Source organism: Kitasatospora sp. NEAU-CNBT7 (genome assembly GCF_057220535.1).
Genome location: NZ_JBXQQB010000007.1, coordinates 168,905 through 194,135 on the forward strand (window position 1 = coordinate 168,905; position 25,231 = coordinate 194,135).

At 75.1% G+C, this 25,231-nt stretch carries 22 protein-coding genes; 10 read left to right on the forward strand and 12 right to left on the reverse strand.

The features are described from left to right. Positions 1 to 31: 31 nt before the first annotated feature. The gene (locus AC2TEW_RS12410; protein ID WP_484623413.1) at positions 32 to 799 is read right to left on the reverse strand and encodes a rhomboid-like protein; all 768 of its coding nucleotides are present in this window, start codon (positions 797 to 799) and stop codon (positions 32 to 34) included. 175 nt (positions 800 to 974) lie between these two features. Here AC2TEW_RS12410 and AC2TEW_RS12415 point away from each other — a divergent pair, with 175 nt between their 5' ends. Further along, positions 975 to 1,802, forward strand: a complete 828-nt coding sequence (locus tag AC2TEW_RS12415; protein ID WP_484623414.1) for a TetR/AcrR family transcriptional regulator — start codon at positions 975 to 977, stop codon at positions 1,800 to 1,802. 122 nt (positions 1,803 to 1,924) lie between these two features. Here the strand turns inward: AC2TEW_RS12415 and AC2TEW_RS12420 are convergent, their stop codons facing one another. From AC2TEW_RS12420 to AC2TEW_RS12430, 3 genes are all read right to left on the reverse strand, one after another. Continuing rightward, positions 1,925 to 2,776 carry a fumarylacetoacetate hydrolase family protein gene (locus AC2TEW_RS12420; protein ID WP_484623415.1) on the reverse strand — a complete coding sequence of 284 codons (852 nt, stop codon included), beginning with the start codon at positions 2,774 to 2,776 and terminating at the stop codon, positions 1,925 to 1,927. A gap of 226 nt (positions 2,777 to 3,002) precedes the next feature. Then, the gene (locus AC2TEW_RS12425) at positions 3,003 to 4,154 is read right to left on the reverse strand and encodes a DUF6745 domain-containing protein (RefSeq protein WP_484623416.1); all 1,152 of its coding nucleotides are present in this window, start codon (positions 4,152 to 4,154) and stop codon (positions 3,003 to 3,005) included. A gap of 122 nt (positions 4,155 to 4,276) precedes the next feature. Continuing rightward, a complete protein-coding gene (locus AC2TEW_RS12430) occupies positions 4,277 to 4,603 on the reverse strand; it encodes a DUF8820 family protein (protein ID WP_484623417.1) in 327 nt (108 codons plus the stop codon). 171 nt (positions 4,604 to 4,774) lie between these two features. On the opposite strand from AC2TEW_RS12430, the gene AC2TEW_RS12435 reads away from it, so the two are divergent. The 6 genes from AC2TEW_RS12435 (at position 4,775) to AC2TEW_RS12460 (ending at position 11,072) form a co-directional block, all read left to right on the forward strand. Beyond that, a complete protein-coding gene (locus tag AC2TEW_RS12435; protein ID WP_484623418.1) occupies positions 4,775 to 5,728 on the forward strand; it encodes an STM4015 family protein in 954 nt (317 codons plus the stop codon). Positions 5,729 to 5,830: 102 nt separating this feature from the next. Next, entirely contained in the window at positions 5,831 to 6,772 is a 942-nt protein-coding gene (locus tag AC2TEW_RS12440; RefSeq protein WP_484623419.1) for an STM4015 family protein, read from the forward strand. Between the two features lie 10 nt (positions 6,773 to 6,782). Further along, entirely contained in the window at positions 6,783 to 7,904 is a 1,122-nt protein-coding gene (locus AC2TEW_RS12445; protein ID WP_484623420.1) for an STM4014 family protein, read from the forward strand. A 17-nt stretch (positions 7,905 to 7,921) separates the two neighbouring features. Further along, on the forward strand, positions 7,922 to 8,752 hold the full coding sequence (locus AC2TEW_RS12450) for an STM4013/SEN3800 family hydrolase (protein ID WP_484623516.1): 831 nt from the start codon (positions 7,922 to 7,924) through the stop codon (positions 8,750 to 8,752). Next, a complete protein-coding gene (locus AC2TEW_RS12455; RefSeq protein WP_484623421.1) occupies positions 8,749 to 10,104 on the forward strand; it encodes an STM4012 family radical SAM protein in 1,356 nt (451 codons plus the stop codon). Before AC2TEW_RS12450 ends, AC2TEW_RS12455 begins: the two co-directional genes overlap by 4 nt. 122 nt (positions 10,105 to 10,226) lie before the next feature. Beyond that, positions 10,227 to 11,072, forward strand: coding sequence for an STM4011 family radical SAM protein (locus tag AC2TEW_RS12460; RefSeq protein ID WP_484623517.1), 846 nt, complete (start codon positions 10,227 to 10,229; stop codon positions 11,070 to 11,072). Between the two features lie 17 nt (positions 11,073 to 11,089). Here the strand turns inward: AC2TEW_RS12460 and AC2TEW_RS12465 are convergent, their stop codons facing one another. The 6 genes from AC2TEW_RS12465 to AC2TEW_RS12490 all read right to left on the reverse strand — a co-directional run bounded on the left by AC2TEW_RS12465 (position 11,090) and on the right by AC2TEW_RS12490 (position 16,659). Continuing rightward, positions 11,090 to 12,073 carry an ABC transporter substrate-binding protein gene (locus AC2TEW_RS12465; RefSeq protein WP_484623422.1) on the reverse strand — a complete coding sequence of 328 codons (984 nt, stop codon included), beginning with the start codon at positions 12,071 to 12,073 and terminating at the stop codon, positions 11,090 to 11,092. Between the two features lie 101 nt (positions 12,074 to 12,174). After that, a complete protein-coding gene (locus AC2TEW_RS12470) occupies positions 12,175 to 12,927 on the reverse strand; it encodes an amino acid ABC transporter ATP-binding protein (protein WP_484623518.1) in 753 nt (250 codons plus the stop codon). 8 nt (positions 12,928 to 12,935) lie between these two features. Next, positions 12,936 to 13,976 (reverse strand): amino acid ABC transporter permease, encoded by a 1,041-nt coding sequence (locus tag AC2TEW_RS12475; protein ID WP_484623423.1) that lies wholly within the window; start codon positions 13,974 to 13,976, stop codon positions 12,936 to 12,938. Positions 13,977 to 14,048: 72 nt separating this feature from the next. Beyond that, on the reverse strand, positions 14,049 to 14,984 hold the full coding sequence (locus tag AC2TEW_RS12480; RefSeq protein ID WP_484623424.1) for an ABC transporter substrate-binding protein: 936 nt from the start codon (positions 14,982 to 14,984) through the stop codon (positions 14,049 to 14,051). After that, complete coding sequence (locus AC2TEW_RS12485; RefSeq protein WP_484623425.1) at positions 14,981 to 15,496, reverse strand: GNAT family N-acetyltransferase; 516 nt, start codon at positions 15,494 to 15,496, stop codon at positions 14,981 to 14,983. The genes AC2TEW_RS12480 and AC2TEW_RS12485 overlap by 4 nt, the downstream gene beginning before the upstream one ends. After that, on the reverse strand, positions 15,493 to 16,659 hold the full coding sequence (locus tag AC2TEW_RS12490; RefSeq protein WP_484623426.1) for an LLM class flavin-dependent oxidoreductase: 1,167 nt from the start codon (positions 16,657 to 16,659) through the stop codon (positions 15,493 to 15,495). Before AC2TEW_RS12490 ends, AC2TEW_RS12485 begins: the two co-directional genes overlap by 4 nt. A 636-nt stretch (positions 16,660 to 17,295) precedes the next feature. Between AC2TEW_RS12490 and AC2TEW_RS12495 the strand changes: the two genes are divergently transcribed. Both AC2TEW_RS12495 and AC2TEW_RS12500 read left to right on the forward strand, forming a co-directional pair. Further along, positions 17,296 to 18,294, forward strand: coding sequence for an amino acid ABC transporter permease (locus tag AC2TEW_RS12495; protein WP_484623427.1), 999 nt, complete (start codon positions 17,296 to 17,298; stop codon positions 18,292 to 18,294). After that, a complete protein-coding gene (locus AC2TEW_RS12500) occupies positions 18,291 to 20,204 on the forward strand; it encodes an FAD/NAD(P)-binding protein (RefSeq protein WP_484623428.1) in 1,914 nt (637 codons plus the stop codon). Before AC2TEW_RS12495 ends, AC2TEW_RS12500 begins: the two co-directional genes overlap by 4 nt. Positions 20,205 to 20,219: 15 nt before the next feature. On the opposite strand, the gene AC2TEW_RS12505 is transcribed toward AC2TEW_RS12500, so the two are convergent. Further along, positions 20,220 to 21,086: a tetratricopeptide repeat-containing protein gene (locus AC2TEW_RS12505; protein WP_484623429.1), complete on the reverse strand. Its 867-nt coding sequence runs from the start codon at positions 21,084 to 21,086 to the stop codon at positions 20,220 to 20,222. Positions 21,087 to 21,292: 206 nt separating this feature from the next. Here AC2TEW_RS12505 and AC2TEW_RS12510 point away from each other — a divergent pair, with 206 nt between their 5' ends. Beyond that, positions 21,293 to 23,575, forward strand: a complete 2,283-nt coding sequence (locus AC2TEW_RS12510; RefSeq protein ID WP_484623430.1) for an FdhF/YdeP family oxidoreductase — start codon at positions 21,293 to 21,295, stop codon at positions 23,573 to 23,575. A 64-nt stretch (positions 23,576 to 23,639) separates the two neighbouring features. On the opposite strand, the gene AC2TEW_RS12515 is transcribed toward AC2TEW_RS12510, so the two are convergent. Then, on the reverse strand, positions 23,640 to 25,205 hold the full coding sequence (locus tag AC2TEW_RS12515) for a C40 family peptidase (RefSeq protein WP_484623431.1): 1,566 nt from the start codon (positions 25,203 to 25,205) through the stop codon (positions 23,640 to 23,642). Positions 25,206 to 25,231 lie beyond the last annotated feature (26 nt).

Here is a 25,231-nt window from a genome sequence, read left to right on the forward strand (position 1 = left end):
GCGTCACGGCCGATGGGTCACAGCCGATGGGTCACGGTCCGGGTGTCGCGGTCCGGGCCGGGCCTCGGTCGGCGGACGGGCGGCGCGGGCGGCGCCGCCGGGACCGCCACGAGCGCCAGGACCGGGCCGGGTCCCAGGTGGGTCGGCCGGTGGTGAAGCCGCGGAAGCCCAGGCCGATCAGGACCGCGCAGAAGTGCCCGAGGTCGGTGAAGGTGTGCGAGACGATCAGCGGCACCAGGTAGACGGTCAGCAGCACGCCGCCGTACAGCAGCCGCCAGCGGCCGGCGAAGCGGTAGGTGAGCACGCCCTGGACGCCGGCCAGCGCGTACGACACCCCGACGTCGACGGTGTCGGCCAGGTTCGCCGGCAGTCGCCCCGAGGCGACGCCCCAGGCGACCACCCCTTCGCTGATCAGGGTGGCCAGGACGTGGGCGGTGAGCGCGACGGTGAGCCAGCGGGCGGTCCCCAGCCACCGCTCGGCGGGGACGTGGAACAGGTGGAAGAGCACGAAGTAGAGCAGGAAGTCGCCCTGCTCGGTCCAGACCGCGCTGGCCAGCAGGGCGTGCACCGGGCGGCTGCCGAGCTGTTCCAGGTTGGTGCTGCGCTTGGTCAGGAACCAGTCCAGGTACCGCGGGTCCATCCGGCTGACGATCAGGCTGGTGATCCCCAGCAGGAGCAGCCAGACGTAGGTGCCGGGCGCCGCCCGGATCCACCGCCACAGGGCCGCGGGCGCCGCCCGGACGGCCGGCCCGAGGGACGCCCGGCGGGCCTGGTACCGCTCCCGGGCGCTGCGCCGCATCCCGCCGCTCCTCCTCGCTCCGCCGCCCCGCCCGTCTGTCACATGATGCGATGATTTGTCCTGATTCTGACCGACGACCCGCCGACCCGCGCAGCGGCCCGGCGCCGCCGCCGTACCGTTCCCGGACCCGGCGGACCCCCTCCGGAAACGGGCACCGGCCACTACGCTGACCGCCATGGCAGCGCGCTCAGCACCCCCCACGGCCACGGCCGGACCGGCCGACCCGCCCGCCCCCGGCAGCGGCCCGGCCGGGGCGGCGGACGGCGCGCCGGACCGGCCCCGGCGCTCCGGGTACCGGCGGCTGCCGGTCCAGCAGCGCCGGGAGCAGCTGATCGCGGTCGCCCTGGAGCTGTTCGGCTCGCGGCCGCCGGAGGAGGTGACCCTGGACGACGTCGCCGAGGCCGCCGGGGCCTCCCGGCCGCTGGTCTACCGGTACTTCGCGGGCGGGAAGCAGCAGCTGTACGAGGCGGCGCTGCGGACCGCCGCCGAGGAGCTGACCGGCCGGTTCAAGGTGCCCGCCCGGGGGACGCCGACCGAGCAGCTGGCGGCGGTGCTGGACCGCTACTTCGACTTCGTCGCCGAGCACGACGCCGGGTACGGCGCGCTGCTGCGCGGGGGCTCGGTGGTGGAGACGGCGCGCACCTCGGCGATCGTGGACGAGGTGCGGCGGGCCGCGCTGCGGCGCACCCTGCGGCACCTGGGGGTGCGCGAGGCCGGGCCCCGGCTGACGCTGCTGGTGCGCTCGTGGATCTCGGTGGTGGAGGCCTCGGCGCTGAGCTGGCTGGACGAGGGGCGGCAGATCCCGCCGGACTCGCTGCGGGACTGGTTGGTCGACCAGTTCGTGGCGATGAGCGCGGCGACGGCGGGCCACGATCCGCAGACGGCCGGGATGCTGGCCGGGCTGCTGGAGCTGGAGGCGCCGGACGGGCCGGCGCGGGCGATGGCCGAGCGGGTGCGGGCGCTGGCGGACGGCGTCCGCGGCGGGGGGACGACCGGCGGGTGACGGCCGGCGGGTGACGGCCGGCGGGGACGCAGGATGGCCGGCGGGGTGGACCCGGACCCCGTGCCTGGGTCGGGTCGGTCACCTGCCGGCGGGCGGCCGGACCGCTCGGGCCGGCGGCCGGCTCAGGCCTTGCCGAGCACCTGCCGCTGCCGGCCGAGCCGTTCGACCTCCAGCTCCACCACGTCGGACGGGCGCAGGAACGGGGTGCCCGGGTGGCCCAGCGTCACGCCCGCGGGGGTGCCGGTGATGATCACGTCGCCCGGCTCCAGCACCATGAAGTGGCTCAGGTAGCGGACGATCTCCAGCACCGGGAAGACCATCTCTGCGGTGCTGCCGTCCTGCCGGAGCCGGCCGTTGACCCAGAGCTTCAGGCTCAGCGCCTGCGGGTCGCCGACCTCGTCCGGGGTGACCAGCCAGGGCCCGAGCGGGGTGAAGGTCTCGGCGGACTTGCCCTTGTCCCACTGGCCGCCGCGCTCGAACTGGAAGGCCCGCTCGGTCACGTCGTTGACCGCCGCGTACCCGGCGATCACCTCGGCGGCCTGCCGGTGGTCGTCCAGGTAGCGGGCGGTGCGGCCGATCACCACGGCGAGTTCGACCTCGTAGTCGGTCTTCTCGCTGCCCCGCGGCACCAGCACCTCGTCGTGGGGGCCGACCACGGTGTTGCTCGGCTTGAGGAACACCACCGGCTCGGTCGGGAGCTGCGCGCCGGCCTCGGCGGCGTGGTCGCGGTAGTTCAGGCCGATCCCGACCACCTTGCCGGGCCGGGCCACCGGGGCGCCGGTGCGCTGCCCGGCGAGGTCCACCCGGGGCAGCTCGCCGGCCTCGACGGCGGCGGCCAGGGCCGCTCGGTCCAGGCCCGCCAGGAAGGCGCCGTCGATGTCCGCGGTGCGCTCGGAGAGGTCGTACGCGGCGCCGTCGCGGCCCAGCACGACCGGACGCTCGGCGCCCGCGGGGCCCACACGGAGGAGCTTCACTTGCCCATCACCACCTGGTTCGTCGCATCTCGACAGGGAGGTGACACACCTCTCCCGTCCTATGCCTCTGAGGTATATCAACGGCCTGGCCTGCGAACCAGTGGCCGGGGCTCGGCGAATTCCTATCAATCCGTACAGGCTGCCGGGGCCCGGAATCGGGTGGCCGTACCCTTGACAACCGGCCGCAGGACGGCCGCCGGGTGCCCGGGGCCCGACCGAGGTCCGCTCAGGTCTCGCGCTGCGGCTGGTACTCCTGCTCCGGGACGCCGAAGGTCCAGGCCACCCCGGCCCGCGCGGTCCGGGTGGACGGCGGGACCCGCAGCCAGTACGTGCGGAAGGTGCCGTCCGGCTCGGCGGTGGAGTTGACCACCTCGACCATCACCACCGGCTCGTCGTCCGGCAGCTGGATCCGCCACAGCACCCCGGTGGCGTCCCGATGCAGCGGCTCGGCGCCGGAGTCGGCGAGGTAGCGCTCGTAGCCGTAGAACTCCAGCATCACCCGGCGCAGTTCGGCGTTCTCCTCGGTGCGGATCCGCTCCGGGGTGACGGCGGCCAGCCCGGCCAGGAAGCCGGGCGGCACCGGCATGCCGCGCCAGGCGTGCAGGGCGAAGCCGTCCGGGTAGGCGAGCGCCGGGCCGTCGGCGCGGTCGAGCCGGCCGGCCTCGTCGCGGTGCAGCTCCGCGGGGCGCTCGCTGACCAGCGCCACGCCCTCGTACGGCCACCACCAGCCGGCGCCGCGGGCGATCTCGGCGAGCGGTGCCAGCGGGTGCGGTCCGTCCAGCGCCCCGGCGGCGTCGAAGGCCGCCAGCCAGGCGGCGTCGTGCGGGCCGAGCACGCCGTCCAGCAGGGCGAGCCGGGCGGCGGAGCGGACAGTGCGGGCCGTGTCCCGGGCGGCCGGCGGGTCGTCGTCGGTGGGGGCGGGGGCGAGCCGGTCGAGCACCGCGTCCCGGATCCGGGCGGCCAGCGCGCCGGTCTGCGGGCCGAGCTCGCCGCCGGTCAGCGCCCACAGCTCGGCCCAGCCCAGGGCGCCGAGCCCGGCGTGCAGCCGCTGCCGGGCAGCCTCCCAGGGCGCGGTCCTGATCCGCTCCCGGACGCTCACCGCGCCGCCGGACCCGACCCCGGCCGCTTCGAGCACGGCGAGCGCGCCGTCGAGCGGCAGCCCCTCGGGGGCGCCGCCGCGCAGCGCGAGCGCGCCGAGCGCAGCCGCGTGCGGGGAGCCGAACCACACCACGGCCGCGGGCTCGGCCAGGCCCGCCGCCCGGTACGCCGCGCGCACGGCCCGTTCGACGGCCGGCCGGTCGGCCGCGCCGGTGCCGGCCACCACCTCCCGCCAGCGGGCCACCGCCTCGCGGGGCGCGGACTGCTGCTGAACCACCATCGGAGTGCTCCGTTCCTTCTCGCCGGTCATCTGTCGCCCGCCCTCCCTGTCACCCGGGTCGCCCGGGTCGCCCGATCCGTCCGGGTCGCCCGAGTGCCCGTCGCCCTCGCCGCCCCGCCGGGTCAGTCCGCCACCATCCGGACCGCGCCCGGGGTGTACTCGCGCTGGCGCACCACCCGGTACCAGCCCTTGGGCAGCGCGATCACCGCGTGCTCCTCGTGCACCACCCGCCCGCCCTCCGGCAGCCGGAGCCAGGCGGCGGCGAACGGCCCGGCCTCACGGCGCAGCTCGCCGGGGCCGACCACCGCGTGGGCGTGGCCGGTCACCTCGCCGAGCGCCAGCACCATCCGGCCGCGGGGATCGCGCGGCTGGGGCGGCAGCGCGCCCACCACGCCCGGTACGGCGCTCTCCTCGACCGGCACGATCAGCACGTCACCCTGGCGGTACATCAGGCCTCCTGCGGGGTCGGCCCGACGGGTTGCCGGACCTCCGACCCAGAAGCTAGGGCCGGGGTCTGACAACCGGTCGGGGCGCGCGGGCGGACCCGCACGCCGGTCGCACACATGTCGGAGCGGCCTGGTAGACAGGTCGTCGTCCCGCCCCCTCACCAGGAGCAGCACATGGCCCTCAGCGAGCACCCCGACCACTTCCACGGCCTGCCGGTCTTCGACCTCGTCCCCGCACTGGAGGAGGGCGCCGAGCTGCCCGACGCGGCGGCCGTGGCCTGGAAGATCGGCCTGGACTACGACGCCGAGGAGACCTTCGAGCAGCGCTGGGAGCAGTTCCTGGCAGCCGTGGACACCGAGCGGGTGACCGCCGTGGTGATCGGCGCCTGGTGGCAGGAGGAGCAGGAGCCGGCCGCCGAGACGGTCCGCCTGGTCGCCGGCAGCGCCGGGCGGCTGCCCGCGCTGCGGGCGCTGTTCTTCGGCGAGGTCACCTACGAGCAGTGCGAGATCTCCTGGATCCAGCAGTCCGACGTGACGCCGTTCCTGACCGCCTTCCCGCAGCTGGCGGAGCTGGTGGTGCGCGGCGCGAGCGGCGGGTGGGACGGCGAGCCGGGCCTGGCGCTGCAGCCCGTGCGGCACGAGGCGCTGCGCACGCTGCGGTTCGAGAGCGGCGGGCTGCCCGCCGAGGTGGTCCGCGCGGTCGGCGCCTGCGACTTCCCGGCGCTGGAGTCGCTGGAGCTGTGGCTCGGGGTCGACCACTACGGCGGCGACGCCACCATCGCCGACCTGGCGCCGATCCTGGGCGGGTTGCGGCTGCCCGCGCTGCGGCGGCTCGGCCTGCTCGACAGCCTGGCGCAGGACGAGATCGCGGCGGCGGTCGCGCACGCCCCGGTGGTGGCCCGCCTGGACCACCTGGGCCTGTCGATGGGCGTGCTGACCGACGAGGGCGCCGGCGCCCTGCTGGAGGGCCAGCCGCTCACCCACCTCGGCTCGCTGGACCTGCACCACCACTTCCTCACGAAGCCGATGCAGCAGCGCCTGACCGACGCCCTGCCGGGGGTGGAGGTCGACCTCTCCGAGGCCGGTGCGCCGGACGAGCGCCGGCGGTACGTGGCCGTCGCCGAGTGACCGGCCGGTAGCCGACGCCCGGCCCACCGGGCGTCGCCGGGGCCTGGTAGACAGGTCCCGGCGATCACCCCAGCCGGTCCCGCCCCGCCCCAAGGAGCAGCCATGACGGTCAACAGGCACATCGAGCGGTTCCACGGACTGCCCGTGTTCGAGTTCTCCGCCGACCCGGACGGCGACGCGGCGGCCGCCCTGCCCGCGGCCGACGCCGTCGCCTGGCGGATAGCCGTCGAGTACGACTCCCCCACCGGCTTCGAGGAGACGCTGGGCGCGTTCCTCGACACGGTCGACACCGACCGGGTCCGCGCCCTGGTGATCGGCGCGTGGTGGGCCGACGGCTACGAGCCGCTGACCGCGGCGCTGGCGGCGGTGACCGGCGCCGCCGGCCGGCTGCCGGGGCTGCGCGCGCTGTTCGTCGGCGACGTCACCTACGACGAGTGCGAGATCTCCTGGCTGGAGATGTGCGACGTGACGGGCGCGCTGACCGCGTTCCCCGCGCTCCACGAGCTGGTGGTGCGCGGCGGCAGCGGCCTGGTGCTGCGGCCGGTGCGGCACGAGGCGCTGCGCGCCCTGCGGCTGGAGGCCGGCGGCCTGCCCGCCGAGGTGGTCCGCGCGGTCGGCGCGGGCGACTTCCCCGCGCTGGAGCGCCTGGAGCTGTGGCTCGGGGTCGACGAGTACGGCGGCGACCACTCGCTGGAGGACCTGGCACCGTTCCTGACCGGGGTGCGCTTCCCGGCCCTGCGCCACCTCGGCCTGGAGAACTCCGAGTACCAGGACGAGATCGCGGCGGCGGTCGCGCACGCCCCGGTGGTGGCCCGCCTGGACCACCTGAGCCTGGCGATGGGCGTCCTCACCGACGAGGGCGCCGGCGCCCTGCTGGAGGGCCAGCCGCTCACCCACCTCGGCTCGCTGGACCTGCACCACCACTACCTCACCGAGCCGATGCAGCAGCGCCTGACCGAGGCCCTGGCGGGGGTGAAGGTCGACCTCTCCGACGCCGAGGACGAGGAGGACGAGGAGGACCGCTACGTGGCCGTGGCCGAGTAGCGCCACCGTCGTGACGTCCCCCTCCCTGACCGTCCTCGGCAACCCGGGCCACCGGCGGGTCACCCTGTTCGCCGCCGCCCGGGCCGCCGGGCTGCCCGGGCCCGCCGTCCTGCCCTGGGCGGACGTGCTGCGCGGCACGTACCGGATCGCCCCGGGCACCGTGCTGCGGGTCGAGTCGCCCGGCGAGGACGAGGAGGTCGACCGGCTGCTGCGCGGCCCCGCCCTCGGCGCGCGCTACGCGCCGACCCGGGTGGAGGGCGGCGCCGCCTGGTACGCGGGGCTGACCGCCGCACTGGCCGGCGTGGCCCGGGCGGTCGGGCGGGCGCCGGGCGCCCGGCTGCTGGCGGACCCGGACGAGATCGCGGTGATGTTCGACAAGCGCCGGGCGCACCGGCGGCTGGCGGACGCCGGGGTCCCGGTGCCGCGCGCCCTGGACGGTCCGGCCCCGGGCGGCTGGGCGGAGCTCAAGGAGCGGCTGGCCGCCGCCGGGCTGCACCGGGTGTTCCTGAAGCCCGCGCACGGCTCCTCGGCCTCCGGGGTGGTGGCGCTGCAGTTCGGGCCGCGCGGGCAGCTGCTGGCCACCACCTCGGTCGAGCCGGCCGACGACGGACTGCACAACTCGCTGCGGGTGCGCGGCTACCGGGACGAGCGCGAGATCGCGGCGCTGGTCGACCGGCTGGCGCCGGACGGCCTGCACGTCGAGCAGTGGGTGCCGAAGGCGGCGCAGCGCGGCCGGGCCGCCGACCTGCGGGTGGTGGTGGTCGCGGGCCGCGCCACCCACGTGGTGGTGCGCACCAGCGGCCACCCGATGACCAATCTGCACCTGGGCGGCGCCCGCGGGGACACCGGGCTGGCCCGGGAGGCGGCGGGCCCGGCCTGGCCCCGGCTGCTGGAGACCGCCGAGCGGGCCGCGGCCTGCTTCCCGAACTCGCCGATGGCCGGGGTGGACGTGCTGCCGACCGCGGCCTGGCGGCGCGGGCTGGTGGGCGAGGTGAACGCCTTCGGCGACCTGCTGCCCGGCCTGACCGGGCTGCCCGGCGGCCCCGCCGAGGGGCTGGACACCTACGGCGCCCAGCTCGCCGCCCTGCTGCCCCACCTCGAGCCCGCACCACCGACCGGAGCCACCCGATGAACGATCAGATACCCGACATGCGGCAGGTGGTCGGCAGCCACGACCTGCTGCTGGTGACCCTGGACACGCTGCGCTTCGACGTCGCCGAGGAGCTGGCGGCGGCGGGCCGGATCCCGCACCTGGCGGCGTTCCTGCCGGGCGGGCGGTGGGAGCGCCGGCACTCCCCCGGCAGCTTCACGTACGCCTCGCACCAGGCGATCCTGGCGGGCTTCCTGCCCACTCCGGCGCGCCCGGACGGGCCGCACCCGCGGCTGTTCGCGGCCCGGTTCGCGGGCTCCGAGTCCACCGAGTCCCGCACCTGGGTGTTCGACACCCCGGACCTGCCGTCGGCGCTGGCGGCCGCCGGGTACCGGACGGTCTGCATCGGCGGGGTCGGGTTCTTCAACAAGCAGGGCCCGCTGGGGTCGGTGCTGCCGGGGCTGTTCCAGGAGAGCCACTGGGAGCCGGAGATGGGCGTGCCCTCGCCGACCTCGTTCGAGGCGCAGGTGGCCCGCGCCGAGGAGGTCTGTGCGCGGCAGCCGGCCGGGCAGCCGCTGTTCCTGTTCGTGAACGTCTCGGCGCTGCACCAGCCGAACTGGTTCCACCTGCCGGGCGCCGCCCGCGAGCACGGCGACACCCGGGCCAGCCACGCGGCCGCGCTGGAGTACGTGGACGCCCACATCGGGCGGCTGTTCACCGCGATGAGCCGCCGCCGGCCGTGCTTCGCGATCGTCTGCTCCGACCACGGCACCGCGTACGGCGAGGACGGCTACACCGGCCACCGGATCGGCCACGAGGTGGTCTGGACGGTCCCGTACGCGCACTTCACCGTCCCCGCCGCCGGGTCCGCCGAGGAGGCAGCCGCATGACCACCGTGAGCACCGCCGCCGGGGGCCCGGACGCGGCCGCCGAGGCCCTGCGCCCGTACCAGTCGTACGTCTACGCGTACCCGCACAAGACCGCCTACCGGGCGCTGCCCGAGCGGCCGGAGCTGGGCGCGCTGTGGGCGGGCGAGCCGCAGCACGCGCTCTCGCTGTACCTGCACATCCCGTTCTGCGAGGTGCGCTGCGGCTTCTGCAACCTGTTCACCCGGATCGGCAGCCCGGAGGGCCTGACCACGGCCTACCTGGACGCGTTGGAGCGGCAGGCCACCGCGGTCCGGGCGGCGCTGGACCCGGACGCCCGGTTCGCGCTGGCGGCGTTCGGCGGCGGCACCCCGACCTATCTGACGGCCGCCGAGCTGACCCGGCTGTGCGACATCGCCGAGCAGCGCGCGGGCGTCGACCTGCGGGCCGTCCCGCTGTCGGTGGAGGCCTCCCCGGACACCTGCACCGCCGACCGGCTGGCGGTGCTGGCCGAACGCGGCACCACCCGGCTGAGCCTCGGCGTGCAGTCGTTCCTGGACGAGGAGGCCCGCTCGGCGGTGCGTCCGCAGAAGCGGGCCGCGGTCGAGGCCGCGCTCGGGCGGATCCGGGCGGCGGGCTTCCCGGTGCTCAACATCGACCTGATCTACGGCATCGACGGCCAGAGCGAGGCCAGCTGGCTGCGCTCGCTGGACGCCGCGCTGGCCTGGCGGCCGGAGGAGCTGTACCTGTACCCGCTGTACGTGCGGCCGCTGACCGGTCTCGGCCGGCGGCCGGCCGAGGCCACCGGGGCCGGCTGGGACGCCCAGCGCCTGGCCCTGTACCGGGCCGGCCGGGACCACCTGCTGGCCAACGGCTACCAGCAGGTGTCGATGCGGATGTTCCGCCGGGCCGGCTCCCCGGCGGGCGACAGCGAGTACGCCTGCCAGACCGACGGCATGGTGGGTCTGGGCTGCGGCGCCCGCTCGTACACCTCCCGGCTGCACTACTCCTTCGACTACGCGGTCAACGCCGGCCAGGTGCGCGGCATCATCGACGACTACGTGGCCACCGAGGACTTCTCCCGGGCCGAGCACGGCCGCTGGATGGACGACGGCGAGGCCCGCCGCCGCCACCTGATCCAGTCCGTGCTGCAGGCCGAGGGCCTGGACCTCGCCGGGTACCGGCTGCGCTTCGGCAGCTCGCCGGCCGAGGACTTCCCCGCCGAGCTGGCCGAGCTGACGGAGCGCGGCTGGCTGGAGGGGCGGCCGGAGCGCCTGGTGCTGACGCCGGAGGGGCTGGCGTACTCGGATGCGATCGGCCCGCTGCTGTTCTCGGCCGAGGTGCGGGAGCGGATGAACGCGTACGAGGCGAAGTGACGGTCTTCCTGGGCCTGCCGGGGCAGGCGGCGGCCCCCGCGCCGCAGCCGCCGGACGAAACGCAGCCACCGGACCGAGCGCCGCTGCCGGGCCGGACGCAGCCGCCGGACCCGGCGGGGCCGCTGGACCTGACGGTCCTGTACCGGGGTCCGCTGGCCTCCTGCGACTACGACTGCCCGTACTGCCCGTTCGCCAAGCGCCGGGACGCCCCGGCGCAGCTGCGGGCGGACCGGGCGGCGCTGGAGCGGTTCACCGCCTGGGCGGCGGCGCAGCGCGGGGACACGCTGTCGCTGCTGTTCACGCCGTGGGGCGAGGGGCTGGTCCGGTCCTGGTACCGGCGGGCGCTGGTGGAGCTGAGCCGGCTGCCGCACGTGCGGCGGGTGGCGATCCAGACCAACTTCAGCTGCCGCACCGACTGGCTGGCCGACGCCTGCCTGGACACCCTGGCGTTCTGGATCACCTACCACCCCGGTCAGGTCACCCGGGAGCGCTTCCTCGCGAAGTGCCGGGAGCTGACGGCGCTGGGCGCGCGGTACAGCGTGGGCGTGGTCGGCGAGCCGGAGCACCTGGCCGCGGCCCGGCGGCTGCGGGCGGAGCTGCCGCCGGAGGTGTACCTGTGGGTCAACGCCGCCGACGGCCGGAGCTACACCGACCGCGAGGCCGCCGACTGGACGGCGCTGGACCCGCTGTTCGGCTACAGCCGCGACCCGCACCCCAGCGGCGGCCGCCCGTGCCGGACCGGTGAGTCGGTGATCTCGGTGGACGGCGACGGCACGGTCCGCCGCTGCCACTTCGTCCGCCCCCCGCTGGGCAACCTGTACGACGGCTCGTACCGGGCCGAACTGCGGCCGCGGCCCTGTCCGCTGCCGGTGTGCGACTGCCACATCGGCTACGTGCACCTGGAGACGCTGCCGCTGTACGACGTCTTCGCGGGCGGGGTGCTGGAGCGCATCCCGTTCGCCGGCTGACGGCGTGCCGGTGCGGGTCAGCCGGTCTTCGGCAGGCCGGGCGGGTTGATCTCCGAGGTCGGGACGGCCTCGCTGTCCAGGCCCCAGCGCTTGAGGACCTGGGCGTAGGTGCCGTTCCCGAGCACCTCGTTGATGGCGCCGTTGAGCGCCTTGACCAGGCCGTTGTCCTTCTTGGTGGTGGCGGCGATCTTGCCGAGGACCTGGTCGCCGGCGCCGGAGTAGGTGCCGATCACCTCGGTCTCGCCGGTCTGGGCGGCGTGGAAGGCGGCGGTCGGGTTGGGGCCGAGGTAGGCGTCGATCCGGCCGGAGGCGAGCGCCAGGTAGTAGTCGGAGGAGTTCTGGAAGTACTTGATGTCCACCGGCTCGAGACCGGCCTTGACGTTGGCCTCGTTCCAGGCGATCAGCAGCTTCTCCTGGTTGGTGCCGGAGGCGACGGCGATGGTGTGCCCGGCGACGTCCTTCGGGCCGGTGACCTTCCAGCCGGCGCCCTTCTTGGCCTCGAAGCCGAGGATGTCGAGCCGGTAGGTGGCGAAGTCGTACTTCTCCTTGCGGGCCTCGGTGACGGTGATGTTGGTGAGGCCGACGTCGTACTTGCCGCTGTCGAGACCGACGAAGACGTTCTCCCAGGAGACCGGGTTGAGTTCGACCTTCAGGCCCAGCACGTCGCCGATCAGGTAGGCGAGGTCGGGTTCGGCGCCGATGATGGTCCGGTCGTCGGTGGCGTGGAAGTCCAGGGGTGGCACGGTGCCCAGTGAGTCGACCACTTGGAGGGTGCCTCTCCTGCGGATCTCGTCCGGGACCAGCGCGGCGATCGCGTCCACCTTGGCGGTGGTCACTCTCTTCTGGTCCGGCGTCAGGTTCACGGCGATCCCGTTCGGGGCCACCGTGCCCTTGGCGGCGCCGAGGTCGGCGGAGGCGCCGGTGGAGGAGCCGCAGGCGGTGAGCGCCAGGGCGGCGGGAAGGGCGGCGGCCAGCACCAGGGCGCGGCGGGGCAGGGGCATGACGGAACTCCGTTTCGGGGAAGGGGCGTTGCCAGGAGGGGTGGTGCCGGGAGGGGTGGTGCCGGGAGGGGTGGTGCCTGGGGGGTGTTGCCGGACGAGATCTAGAGCACCTTGGAGAGGAAGGCGCGGGTGCGTTCGTGCTGCGGGTGGTCGAGGACCTCGGCGGGCGGGCCCTGTTCCACCACCACCCCGCCGTCCATGAAGACCACGGTGTCCGCCACCTCGCGGGCGAAGCCGATCTCGTGGGTGACCACGATCATGGTGGTGCCGCCGGTGGCCAGGTCCTTGATCACGTCCAGCACCTCGCCGACCAGCTCGGGGTCGAGGGCGGAGGTCGGCTCGTCGAAGAGCAGCACCTTGGGTTCCAGCGCCAGCGCCCGGGCGATGGCCACCCGCTGCTGCTGGCCGCCGGAGAGCCGGCGCGGGTAGCTGTCCGCCTTGTCGGCCAGGCCGACCCGGGCGAGCAGCTCCAGGGCGCGGGCCCGCGCCTCGGCCTTGGGGACGCCCAGTGCGCTGACCGGGGCCTCCACCAGGTTCTCCAGCACGGTCAGGTGGGGGAAGAGGTTGAAGTTCTGGAACACGAAGCCGAGCCGGGTACGCTGGCGCAGCACCTCGCGCTCCTTGAGCTCGTACAGCTTGCCGCCGGAGCGGCGGTAGCCGATCAGCTCGCCGTCGATCGCGACGTAGCCGCGGTCGAGCTTCTCCAGGTGGTTGACGGCGCGCAGCAGGGTGGACTTCCCGGAGCCGGACGGACCGAGGATGACCGTCACGGAGCCGGCCTCGGCCCGCAGGTCGACGCCGCGCAGGACGTCGAGCCGTCCGAAGCTCTTGTGGACCCCGCGGATGTCCACCATGGCCGTGGTCACGAGCTGCCTCCCGAGGGTGCGGAGAGCCGGCTCTCCTGGATCTGGCGGACGAGGGCGCGGGCGCGCTGGAGCGGGGTCGGCGGCGGGGTGCGTTCGGCGCCGCGGGCGAAGTACCGCTCGACGTAGTACTGCCCGACCGACAGCAGGGTGGTCAGCAGCACGTACCAGGCGGTGGCCACCATCAGCAGCGGCACCACCCGGCCGGTGCGGCCGTAGACCACCTGCACCTGGTAGAAGAGTTCGCCGATCGCCATCACGTAGACGATCGAGGTGCCCTTGAAGAGCGAGATCACCTCGTTGGCGGCGTTCGGCAGGATGCCGCGCATGGCCTGCGGCAGGACGATCCGCCAGGCCTGCCGCAGCCGCGGGATGCCGAGCGCCGCCGCGGCCTCCAGCTGTCCGGCGTCCACCGAGATGACCCCGGCGCGGATGATCTCGGCGGCGTAGGCGGCCTGGTGAAGGGCCAGGCCCAGGACGGCGGCGCCGAGGGCGCCGAGCACGTCCATGGTCTCGAACTCCCAGACGGTCGGCCCGAACGGGACACCGAGGCCGAGCCGCTTGTACAGGTACGAGAGGTTGAACCAGAAGACCAGCTGGACGATGAGCGGGATCGACCGGAAGGCCCAGATGTACGTCCAGGCGATGGTCTGCAGGATCGGGCTGCGCGACAGCCGCAGGGCGGCGATCACCGCGCCCAGCGCGAAGCCCAGGACCGTTCCGTAGCAGGTGAGTTGGAGGGTGGTCCCGACGGCGCGCAGGATGCTGTCGGTGGCCAGGTAGGCCCGGAAGGTGGGCCAGTCCCAGCCGGGGTTGGTGGCGAGGCCGTTCAGGAACTGCGCGACCACCACGACCGCGGCGGCCCCGGCCAGCCACCGCCAGGGGTGGCGGGCCGGGACGACGGGCAGCACGGCCGGGTCGCCGGCGCTCGCGGACGGGTGCTTCTCGGAGGAGCGTCCCCCGGGCGGATGTGTCCCGGGCGGGTGTGTCCCGGGCAGAGGTTTCTCGGGCGGATGTGTCTCGGGGGCGGCGACGGTCATGGCGGCCGGGTCCTCCGTTCGAGCCAGCGTCCGGCTGGCGGGGGTGTGCGGCACGGGATCAGCGGCGGCGGATCACGGGTGCTCGGGCGGGCTGATCAGCGATTCGGGGATGGCCGAGTCGGTGGTGCCCCACTTCTGCAGGATCCGGCCGTAGGTGCCGTCCTTGATCAGCTGATTGACCGCGGCCTGGAACGCCGGGGTGAGCGGCGAGCCCTTCTTGAACGCGAAGCCGACGTCCAGCCGGTGGAACTCGCCCAGGAACCGGGTCCCGGAGGCCGGCCGGCTCGCCTGGTAGCGCAGCCCGTTGATGGTGGACATCACCACGTCGACCCGGCCCTGCTGGAGGCCGGTCAGGGTGGCGCCGCTGTCGGCGAAGGCCCGGACCTCGTACGGCTTCTTGCCGGCGTCGGTGCACACGCTCTTCTTCGCGTTCAGCGTGGTCTCGAAGGTGGTGCCGACGCCGGTGCCGATGGTCAGGCCGCAGAGCTGGACCAGGTCGGTGACCGGCTGGAGGGCGGTGTTGTCCTGCTTCACGGCGAAGCCCTGGCCGTCGTCGATGTACGTGACGAAGTCGATGGTCTTGAGGCGCGCCGTGGTGACGCCGAAGTTCCCGGCGCCCAGGTCGTACTTGCCGCTGTCCAGCGCCGGGAGGATGGTCTCGAAGGCGGCCTCCTCGCGCTGGATGGTGATGCCCAGCACCTTGGCCACCGCGTCCGTGAAGTCGACGTCGATGCCGGCCGCCTTCTTGACCGCGGGGTCGGGGAAGTAGGCGCTGGGCGGGGTGCCCCCGGCGCCGCCGAGCCTGAGGGTGCCCGCGGTACGGACCTGCGGCGGCAGCAGCGCGGCGATCGACTCGACCTTCTGCTCGCCCGCCACCACGTCCTGCCCGGCCGCCGGTGCGCCCGGGGCCCCGGCGGCGGCCTGCGGCCCGGCGGCCGGGGCCGAGCTGCAGCCGGCCAGCACCAGGGCGGTGGCGGCGGCGAGCACGGCCGGGAGTGCGCGTCTCACGGTGCGGAGCCTTTCGACGGGCCGGCGGGGTGCCGGTCGGTGAGGTGCTTCTCGAAGGGGAGCGGGCGGAACTCCGGCGGGTCGGGGTCCGGATCGGACAGCGGGGTGTAGCCGGCCGCCAGGTAGAGCTGCTCGGCCTCGGGCTGGCGCGGCCCGGTGGTGAGGTGGATCCGCCGGTAGCCGCCCGCCGCGGCGGCCCGCTCCAGTTCGGCCAGCACCCGCCGGGCGAAGCCCCGGCGGCGGTGCGCGGAGTGCGTCCACATCCGCTTGATCTCGGCGGTGGTGTCGTCGTAGCGGCGGTACGCCCCGCCGGCCACCGGCTCGCCGTCGGCCAGCAGGAGCAGCAGCAGGCCGTGCGGCGGGGCGAACTCCTCGGCCGGGTAGCGTGCCATCTCGGCGTGCCCGCCGGGCCCGTACCGGGTGACGTACTCGTGGGTGAGTTCGCGCACCAGCGGTTCGGTCAGCGGGTCGCCGAGCCGGACCCGCTGGACCTCGAACAGCGGGGTGCTCACGCCTGCACCGCGATCAGCCGGTGCCGGTCGCGCTCCTCGGCGGCGGCCTCGGCGGCGGCCCGCTCGGCGGCCTTGGCCGCGTCCCGCCGGGCGACCTCCTCGCGGACGATCGGGATGACGTGCCGGCCGAAGTCGATGGCGTCGCCGACCAGGTCGTAGCCGCGGGCGGAGAGGATGTCGGCGCCCAGGTCGTAGTAGTCCAGCAGGGCGGCGGCCACCGTCTCCGGGGTGCCGACCAGCGCGTTGGAGTTGCCGGCGCCGCCGGTGGCGGCGGCGGTCGGGGTCCACAGCGCGCGGTCGTAGCGCTCGCCCTGCTCGGCGATCTCGATCAGCCGCTGGGAGCCGGTGTTCTGCGGCGCGCCGCCGACACCGCGGCGGACCAGGTCCCCGCCGGACTCCCGCCGGGCCTTGATCGCGGCGACCGTGCGGTGGGCCTTCTCCCAGGCGAGTTCCTCGGTCGGCGCGATGATCGGCCGGAAGGCCACCTGGATCCGCGGGGTGTCGGTGCGGCCGGCGGCGCGGGCGGCCTCCTTGACCCGTTCGATCTGCTCGGCGGTGGCGGCCAGCGGCTCGCCCCAGAGGCAGTAGATGTCGGCCTCGGCGCCGCCGGCCGCGTAGGCGGCGGGCGAGGAGCCGCCGAAGGAGACGTTCGGGCGGGGCTGCTGGACGGGGAAGACGTCCGAGACGAAGTCGTTGAACCGGTAGTACTCGCCCTCGTGGTCGAAGGGCTCGCGGCTGGTCCAGGCCTGCTTGACGATGCCGATGTACTCGCGGGTGCGGGCGTAGCGCTGGTCCTTGGTCAGGAAGTCGCCCTCGCGCTGCTGCTCGTGGTCGCTGCCGCCGGTGATGAAGTGCACGGTGAGCCGGCCGTCGCTGATCCGGTCCAGGGTGGCGAAGGTCTTGGCGGCGAACGTCGGGTAGGAGACGTTGGGGCGGTGGGCCAGCAGGATCTGGAGCCGGTCCACCTTGGCGGCCAGGTAGGCCGCGGACGGCGCGGGGTCGGGGGCGCCGGCGCCGTACGCGAACAGGACCCGGTCCCAGCCGTGGTCCTCGTGGGCCCGGGCCAGGCGCAGGGTGTAGTCGCGGTCGAAGGCGGCGGTGGTGCGGGGCGTGGTCTCCGAACCGTCGCCGGTGGCGGCGATACCGAGGAACTCGACGGGCATGGGTGCTGGCCTTTCCTTGCGGGTGCGGGCCTGCCGAGGGGCGGCCCGGCGCGGGAGGTGCTGGCAGGGCGGGAGGTGCGGGACGGGTGCCAAATGGGCGGCGCGGCGGGGCGCGCCGACGTGGGCGGGACGGGCGAACCGGCCGTCAGGCAGCGGAGTGTGACGGGAGATCGGCGGAGAGGGGAAAGAGTTCTGGCGGCAGCGCACGCCTGTCGTTCCGTCGGCTACGACGGCTTCCCGGCCCCGCGACGGGGCGGACCGAGGGAGGTCTCCGAGGGGAGATGGGGCCGGTCAGGCGGCCCGCTGCCGGGTCAGCCGCAACACGCCGCGGACCACACCCGACCGAAGTCGATGTGGCCGCGCGTGACCAGACGCTGCTCGGCATTCATGCCGTCAGTTGACCAGCGAACCTCCGCGTTCGTCAACCACCGTCCGAAATCGGCCCGCCGTACCGCCGTCCCGGCCCGGGCGGCGGACCTTGACACGGCGGGGCAGCGCCCACGTACGATCGGCCGCGGAGTGAGTGCGTATCCGGAACCGGGCCAACCGGCCCGGATCCAGGCCGGGTTGAGGGACCCGGCGCGCGCGTGACGGACAGTCGGCCCCCGCCTGCCCGCTCGCATCTGGAGCCCCGCCATGGCCACGTCGCCCGACGTCCTGCCCCTCGCCGCCTCCTCCCCGCCACCCGGACGCCCGGGCCCGGCGCGCCCGGCCTCGCCCCCGGACACCGCCGAACTGCCGATCGTGCCGCGCCGCCGCCCCGGCCGGCTGGCCGCGGCCGCCGTGGCGCTGCTGCTGCTCGCGATGGCGCTCAACTCCGTGGTCCGCAACCGGGCCTTCCAGTGGGAGGTGGTGGGCCAGTACCTGACCACCACCGCGATCACCCGCGGCCTGCTGCTGACGCTGTGGCTGACCGCGCTGGTGATGGTGCTCGGCTTCGCGCTGGGCACCCTGCTGGCGCTGGCCAGGCTGTCCGGCAACCCGGTGCTGCAGGCCTTCGGCTGGGGGTTCGTCTGGGTGTTCCGGGCGACCCCACTGCTGGTCCAGCTGCTGTTCTGGTTCAACATCGGCGCGCTCTACCCGCACCTGGGGGTGGGGGTGCCGTTCGGCCCGGAGTTCCTGAGCGTGCGGACCGTCAACCTGCTCGGGCCGGTCCTCACGGCGGTGATCGGGCTCACCCTGCACGAGGCCGCGTTCGCCGCCGAGGTGGTGCGCAGCGGGATCCTCTCGGTCGACCAGGGGCAGCTGGAGGCGGCCGCCTCGCTGGGGCTGTCGCGGCGCCGGGTGCTGCGGCGGATCGTCGTCCCGCAGGCGATGCGGACGATCGTGCCGACGGCCGGGAACATGCTGATCGGCACGCTGAAGGGCACCTCCATCGTCAGCGTGCTGGCGGTGCAGGACCTGCTGTACTCGGCGCAGCTGGTCTACAACCAGACGTACCAGGTGATCCCGCTGCTGATGGTGGCCACGCTCTGGTACATCGGGGTGACCAGTGTGCTGTCGGTCGGCCAGTACTACCTGGAGCGGTACTACGCCCGCGGCGCCACCCGGGACGGGCTGCCGCCGACCCCGCTGCAGCGGGTGCGGGCGCTGTGGCGCGGGCCGGCCGCCGGGGTGGCGGGGGCGGCCCGGTGAGCACCCTGGTGATCGTGGGGGCCGGGCCGCGCGGCACCGGCCTGCTGGAGCGGCTGGCCGCCAACGCCGCCGAACTGCTGCCGCCCGGCGCGCCGTTGGAGATCCACCTGGTGGATCCGTACCCGCCGGGCGGCGGCCGGATCTGGCGGGAGCGGCAGTCGCCGCTGCTGCGGATGAACTCGATGGCCGAGGACGTGACCATGTTCACCGATGCGACCTCGACCGCGCAGGGGCCGGTCCGCCCCGGGCCTTCGCTCGCCGAGTGGGCCCGCGAGCCGGAGCGGTACCCGCCGTACCGGCCGGTGGCCGATCCGCGGATCCGGGCCGAACTGGCGGCCCTGCGGCCGACCGACTTCGCCACCCGGCAGGCCCAGAGCGCCTACCTGGACTGGGTGTTCCGCCGGGCCGCGGCCGACCTGCCCGCGCACGTCACGCTGACCGTGCACCGGGACACCGCCCGCTCGCTGACCGGCCCGCCGGACGGCCCGCAGCTGGTGGAGCTCTCCGACCGGGTGCTGGTGGCCGACCAGGTGGTGCTGACCCTCGGCCACCTGGAGCCGGCGGCGGACCCGCGGCACCGCGAGGCGGCCCGGTTCGCCGCCCGGCACGGCCGCTTCCACCTGCCGCCGGCCTTCTCCTCCGATGCCGACCTGTCCGCGCTCGCCCCGGGTGAGCACGTCCTGGTGCGCGGCTTCGGGCTGGCCTTCGTCGATCTGATGGCGCTGCTCACCGAGGGCCGGGGCGGCCGGTTCGAGGAGGGCCCCGACGGCCTGGTGTACCGGCCGTCGGGCCGCGAGCCGGTGCTGCACGTGGGCTCGCGGCGCGGTGTGCCGTACCACTCCAAGACCGGCTACCGGCTGCAGGGCCCGCCGGCGCCGCTGCCCCGGTACTTCGACGCGGCGGCCGTGGACGCCCTGACCGCGCGGCCCGGTCGGCTGGAACTGCGGCGCGACGCCTGGCCGTTGATGGCCAAGGAGATCGGCTTCGGCTACTACCACGAGCTGTTCCACGCGCATCCGGAGCGCACCGCGCTGCCCTGGGCGCGGTTCCTGACCGGCTACGACCGGCTCGGCTGGTACGACCCGGAACTGGCGGAGCTGGTCGCGGGGGCGGTCCCCGACCCGGCCGACCGGCTGGACTTCGAGCGGCTGGACCGGCCGCTCGACGGGGTCCGGCTCGCCGACGGCGAGCAGTTGCAGCGGCACCTGCGCGGCTACGTCGCGGCCGACGCCGACCGCCGGGCCGACCCGCGGTACAGCGCCGACCTCGGTGCCTTCCTCGCCCTGCTGTCGCTGTACGGGCAGCTGCCGCGGCTGCTCGCCTCCGGCCGGCTGTCGGCCCGGTCGGTGGCGCGGGAGCTGGACGGCTGGTGGTTCGGCTTCTTCAGCTTCCTGGCCTCGGGTCCGCCGGGGTTCCGGCTGCGGCAGCTGCTGGCGCTGTCCGAGGCGGGGGTGGTGCGGTTCCTGGGCGCCGGGGTGGAGGTCGCCCTCGACGGCTCGGACGGCACCTTCGTGGCCACCAGCCCCACCGTGCCCGGCCGGCGGGTGCGGGCCACCGCGCTGATCGAGGGGTACCTGCCGCAGCACGCCCTCGCCCGCACCGCGGACCCGGTGCTGGCCGGGCTGTACCGGGCCGGCCGGCTCACCGAGGAGGAGGTCCGCGACGACGGGCACCACTACCGCTCGGGTCTGATCGTCACCACCGTGCCGGACGGGCGGATCCTCGACCCGGTGCTCGGGGGCGCCCCGCACCCGCGCCGCACCGCGCTCGGCCCGCCGACCAACGGCCGCTCCCAGGCCGCGTTCGCCCGTCCGCGCACCGACGCGCCCGCGTTCCGCCAGAACGACGCGGCGGCGCGCGCCCTGTTGCGGGCGCTGGTGGGCGCGGCGGCGGTCCCGGCCGGGCCGTGACCGCCGCCGGCGGGGTCAGGCGGGCCCGGCGGGCCGGCCGAGCGCGAGGGTGGTGACCTGTTCGACGGTCAGGTGGTCGGGCGCGCCGTAGATCCGGTCGGCGAGGCCCTTGAGGCCGGTGCGGCGTTCCAGTTCGGAGAGGCAGTCCAGGGCCTCGCGGTCGGTGTCGAAGTCCCACACCGTCAGCCGGTGGACGATCGCGACGGCCTCGATCCAGCCGAGCCCGGGCGGTGCGCCGGGTGCGCGGCCGAGCTGCTGGGCGGCCCGGCCGAGCGCGGTCCTGGCCTCGCCGAGCAGTTCGTGCTCCTCGCCCAGCGCCTGCTGGACCTGCGGCACGAGCTGGACCAGCTGGTGGACGCTCCCGCCGAGGTCGCCGACGGCGGCGGTGTGGGCGGCGTACTGCACGCGGGCCCGCAGCACCCGGGCGTCGTCGGCGCCGACGGCCGCGGTCAGCGCGGGCAGCAGGTCGTGCAGCCGGCGCAGCGCGCCGCCCGCATCGCCCGCGCGTCCCACCTCGGCGGCCAGGTCGAGCCGGGCGGTGAGGGTCTCCGGGTCGCCCGCGCCGAGCGCCTGCGCCATGTCGAGGATGACCTGTTCCAGCAGGTGGATCGCGGCGGCCGGGTCGCCCGCCTCGCCCTGCCGACGGGCGGTCTCGCGCCAGGTGGCCAGGGTGTCCCGGTCGTAGCGGCCGAGTTCGCCGACCATCTCGCGGGCGACCGCCTCCAGCAGCTCGGCGGCGCCCTGCGGGGTCCGGGCCACCTCGGCGGCGGCGCGCAGCCGGATCAGCAGCTCGCGGACGGCGGGCACCGCGTCGGCGGGCGCCTCGGCGGGGCCGAACCGGCCCTGCGGATCCTCGGTGGACGGCGGCATCGGCTGGCTCACTGGCTCGGCACTCCTCGGCGGGCGGGGTCGGGCGGCATTTTTGACGGGGTCGGGCCCGGTCGGGCGCGGCCGGGCGGTTCGGACGCGCAATTCTGGCGCGGGGGCCGGACCGGGTGCCACCCCTGTGGGACCGGATCCGGGCAGTGCGAGGATGGACGGGCAGGGGCACGGCGACGGCGCCACCCCACCAGCAGGAGGTGTCAGCCATGGCCAAGCAGGCCCCCCAGAGCGACCCGGCGCAGGACGCGCCCGAGGTCGGTGCGCCCAAGCACGCGGCGGCCGGGCTCACCGCGGTCGCCAAGAGCCTGCAGATGGCCGGCGAGCAGATGGGCGCCCGGCGGACCCTGGCCACCCTGCGCAAGGTCAACCAGCCGGACGGCTTCGACTGCCCCGGCTGTGCCTGGCCGGAGCCCGGGAAGACGCACACCGCGGAGTTCTGCGAGAACGGCGCCAAGGCGGTCGCCGAGGAGGCGACCGAGCGGCGGATCACCGCGGAGTTCTTCGCCGCGCACCCGGTGTCCGAGCTGGCCGAGCGGTCCGGGTACTGGCTGGGCCAGCAGGGCCGGCTCACCGGGCCGATGCTGCTGGAGGAGGGCGCCACCCACTACACCCCGGTCTCCTGGGAGCGGGCGTTCTCGATCGTCGCGGACGAGCTGAAGGCGCTGGACAGCCCGGACGGCGCGGCCTTCTACACCTCGGGCCGCACCAGCAACGAGGCCGCGTTCGCGTACCAGCTGTTCGCCCGGCAGCTGGGCACCAACAACCTGCCGGACTGCTCCAACATGTGCCACGAGTCCTCGGGCTCGGCGCTGACCGAGACGCTGGGCGTCGGCAAGGGCAGCGTCCACCTGAAGGACCTCTACCAGGCCGACCTGATCATCGTGGCGGGCCAGAACCCGGGGACCAACCACCCGCGGATGCTCTCCGCGCTGGAGCGGGCCAAGCGGGCCGGCGCCAAGGTGGTCAGCGTCAACCCGCTGCCGGAGGCGGGGCTGGAGCGGTTCAAGAACCCGCAGAACGCCCGCGGTCTGGTCGGCGCGGGCACCAAGCTGACCGACCTGTTCCTGCAGATCCGGCTCGGCGGCGACCTGGCGCTGTTCCGGGCGCTGAACCAGCTGGTGCTGGCCGCGGACGGCGGGGTCGACCACGCCTTCATCGCCGAGCACTGCCACGGTTTCGAGGAGTTCGCCGCCGAGGCGGCCGCCACCGAGCGGGCCGAGGTGCTGGCGGCGACCGGCCTGCCGTGGGAGCAGATCGAGGAGCTGGCCGCTCTGGTACTGGCCTCCGAGAAGATCATCGTCTGCTGGGCGATGGGCCTGACCCAGCACAAGCACGCGGTGCCGACCATCCGCGAGGTGGTCAACTTCCTGCTGCTGCGCGGCAACGTCGGCCGCCCCGGGGCGGGGGTCTGCCCGGTGCGCGGACACAGCAACGTCCAGGGCGACCGGACGATGGGGATTTTCGAGCGGCCGAGCGCCGCCTTCCTGGACGCCCTCGGCAAGGAGTTCGACTTCGAGCCGCCGCGCGAGCACGGCCTGGACTCGGTGGACACCATCCGGGCGATGCGCGACGGCCGGGTCAAGGTGTTCTTCGCGATGGGCGGCAACTTCGTCGCGGCCACCCCCGACACGGACGCCACCGAGGCGGCGATCCGCAGCTGCCGGCTGACCGTGCACGTGTCGACCAAGCTGAACCGCTCGCACGTGGTCACCGGCGCCCGGGCGCTGATCCTGCCCACCCTCGGCCGCACCGACCGGGACCGGACCGCGGCCGGGCCGCAGTTCGTCACCGTCGAGGACTCGATGAGCATGGTGCACTCCTCGCGCGGCGGGCTGCGGCCGCCGTCCGAGCAGCTGCTGTCGGAGGTGGCGATCGTCTGCCGGCTGGCGCGGGCCGCGCTGGGCCCGCAGAACCCGGTGCCGTGGGAGGAGTTCGCCGAGGACTACGACACCGTCCGGGACCGGATCTCCCGGGTGGTCCCGGGCTTCGAGGACTTCAACGAGAAGGTCCGCCGGCCCGGCGGCTTCGTGCTGCCGCACGGCCCGCGCGACCGCCGGGCGTTCCCCACCGCCACCGGGAAGGCCAACTTCACCGTCAACCCGCTCACCGCGCCCGAGGTCCCGGCGGGCCGCCTGCTGCTGCAGACGCTGCGCTCGCACGACCAGTACAACACCACGGTCTACGGTCTGGACGACCGCTACCGCGGCATCACCGGCGGCCGCCGGGTGGTCCTGGTGAACCCGGCGGACGCGGCCGAGCTGGGTCTGGCCGACGGCGCGTACACCGACCTGGTGAGCGAGTGGCGGGACGGGGTCGAGCGGCGGGCCCCGCATTTCAGGGTGGTGCACTACCCGGTCGCGCGGGGCGGCGCGGCCGCCTACTACCCGGAGACCAACGTGCTGGTGCCGCTGGACTCCACCGCCGACATCAGCAACACGCCGACCTCGAAGGCCGTGGTGATCCGCTTCGAGCCGGACAGCGGCAGCTGAACGCGGACCGGCCCGGCCCCCCCGCGCGGGGGGCCGGGCCGTCGTGTTCCCGGGCGGCGGCCGGTCAGTCCTGGGCGTGCCCGGTGCCGCTGGGCGAGACCTTCGCGGACGCGGAGGAGGGGTCGGCCGCCGAGGACCCGGACCCGGACGGGGTCCCGGTGGCGGTGGCGGGGTCGCCCGGGGTGGCCGTCCCGGCCGGCGGGGTGCCGGTGGTGGACGGTGTGCCGGTGCCGGTCGTCGGCGCCGACGGGCCCGTCGAGGAGCCTCCGCTCGGGGTGCCGGAGCCGGACGGGGTGCCCGAGCCCGACGGGGTGCCGGACGGGGTCCCGCCGGTGGACGGCGAGGGGGTGGTGTCGGGGGTGGCGGGCGCGGTCGGCGGGGTGACCGGCGGAGCGGGCGGCGCCGGGGTCAGGGTGGACGGCTTGGCGGGGGCGATCCGCACCGCGCCGACCTTGACGTCCGGAACCTTCCAGGCGCCGCCCTTGTCGTCGGCGGCGGCGTCCGGGTCGGGGCGCACCACGCCGAGGATCGGCATCGCGCCGATCTGGGACACCTTGACCACGTCACCGGTGTGCGGCGCCTGCACGATCAGGCCGCCGCCGATGTACATCGCGATGTGGGTGGCCCCGCTGTGGTAGACCACCAGGTCGCCGGCCCGGATCTGGTTCAGCGGGACGTGCTTGAGCTGGGCCCACTGCTCCTGGCTGGTGCGCGGGATCGACACCCCGGCGTGGATCCAGGCCTGCGAGGTGAGGCCCGAGCAGTCGAAGACGTCCGGGCCCGCGCCGCCCCACACGTAGTCCTTGCCGAGCTGGGCGAGCGCGTAGGCGACCGCCTTGCGGCCGGCCTCGGACGGCGTGCGCTCGCCCTTGCCGAGCACGCCGGAGGCGAGGAAGGCCAGCTGGGCCTGGTCGGCCTGCTGCTTCTCCAGCTGCTCCAGCTCGGTGCGCTGGGCGCCGGTCAGCGAGCCGACCAGCTGCTCGACGTCGGCGAGCTTCTTGGTCACCTCGCCCTTGGCCTGCTCCTCCTGGGCGGTCACGGCCTGCTGCTGGGCGAGCGAGAGCTCGGCCTGCTGCTGGAGCACGGTCAGCCCGGCCCGGTCCGCCTTGAGGCGGTCCAGGAACGCCGACTGCGAGCGCCCGGCGGCCTGCAGCAGCTCGGCGATGACCACGGCCTCGTACGGGTCGTCGGCCATCAGCAGCTCGCCGAGCTCGGAGGCGTGGCCGTTGCGGTACTGGGCGGCGGCCAGCTGGGCGGCCAGGTCGCTGCCGGCGTCCACGGCGGCCTGCTGGCGGGTGATCTGGGTCCGCAGGTCGGCGAGGCCGTTCTGAAGTTCGGCGAGCTTGGCCACCGAGCCGTTGTACTGCTCGGTGGCGGCCTCGGCCTGCTGGTAGAGCTGGTGCAGCTGGTCGAGGAGCGGGCCGAGGGTGGCCTTGGCGTCGGCGAGCGGGTCGGCGCCGGGGGCGACGGTCGGCGCGGCCACCGGGGGCACCGGCTCGGGCGCGGCGTACGCGGCACCACCGGCCAGCGACAGCGACAGGGCCGCGGCGGCGAGCACCGCGCCGCACCGCAGGGCGGCCCGCACCCAGGGCCGCAGCCCGGCCGAATCCATCCCCTGTGCAGCGCCCATCGGCCTGTTCTCCCCCATCCGGCGAC

Bases quoted from the DNA above. Each gene is read 5' to 3' on its own strand.
- AC2TEW_RS12495 (WP_484623427.1), top strand. From the start codon at position 17,296: ATGGCCACGTCGCCCGACGTCCTGCCCCTCGCCGCCTCCTCCCCGCCA.
- AC2TEW_RS12455 (WP_484623421.1), top strand. From the start codon at position 8,749: ATGACCACCGTGAGCACCGCCGCCGGGGGCCCGGACGCGGCCGCCGAG.
- AC2TEW_RS12510 (WP_484623430.1), top strand. From the start codon at position 21,293: ATGGCCAAGCAGGCCCCCCAGAGCGACCCGGCGCAGGACGCGCCCGAG.
- AC2TEW_RS12410 (WP_484623413.1), bottom strand. From the start codon at position 799: ATGCGGCGCAGCGCCCGGGAGCGGTACCAGGCCCGCCGGGCGTCCCTC.
- AC2TEW_RS12425 (WP_484623416.1), bottom strand. From the start codon at position 4,154: ATGGTGGTTCAGCAGCAGTCCGCGCCCCGCGAGGCGGTGGCCCGCTGG.
- AC2TEW_RS12475 (WP_484623423.1), bottom strand. From the start codon at position 13,976: ATGACCGTCGCCGCCCCCGAGACACATCCGCCCGAGAAACCTCTGCCC.
- AC2TEW_RS12490 (WP_484623426.1), bottom strand. From the start codon at position 16,659: ATGCCCGTCGAGTTCCTCGGTATCGCCGCCACCGGCGACGGTTCGGAG.
- AC2TEW_RS12415 (WP_484623414.1), top strand. From the start codon at position 975: ATGGCAGCGCGCTCAGCACCCCCCACGGCCACGGCCGGACCGGCCGAC.
- AC2TEW_RS12435 (WP_484623418.1), top strand. From the start codon at position 4,775: ATGGCCCTCAGCGAGCACCCCGACCACTTCCACGGCCTGCCGGTCTTC.
- AC2TEW_RS12465 (WP_484623422.1), bottom strand. From the start codon at position 12,073: ATGCCCCTGCCCCGCCGCGCCCTGGTGCTGGCCGCCGCCCTTCCCGCC.
- AC2TEW_RS12515 (WP_484623431.1), bottom strand. From the start codon at position 25,205: ATGGGCGCTGCACAGGGGATGGATTCGGCCGGGCTGCGGCCCTGGGTG.
- AC2TEW_RS12470 (WP_484623518.1), bottom strand. From the start codon at position 12,927: ATGGTGGACATCCGCGGGGTCCACAAGAGCTTCGGACGGCTCGACGTC.
- AC2TEW_RS12450 (WP_484623516.1), top strand. From the start codon at position 7,922: ATGCGGCAGGTGGTCGGCAGCCACGACCTGCTGCTGGTGACCCTGGAC.
- AC2TEW_RS12430 (WP_484623417.1), bottom strand. From the start codon at position 4,603: ATGTACCGCCAGGGTGACGTGCTGATCGTGCCGGTCGAGGAGAGCGCC.
- AC2TEW_RS12440 (WP_484623419.1), top strand. From the start codon at position 5,831: ATGACGGTCAACAGGCACATCGAGCGGTTCCACGGACTGCCCGTGTTC.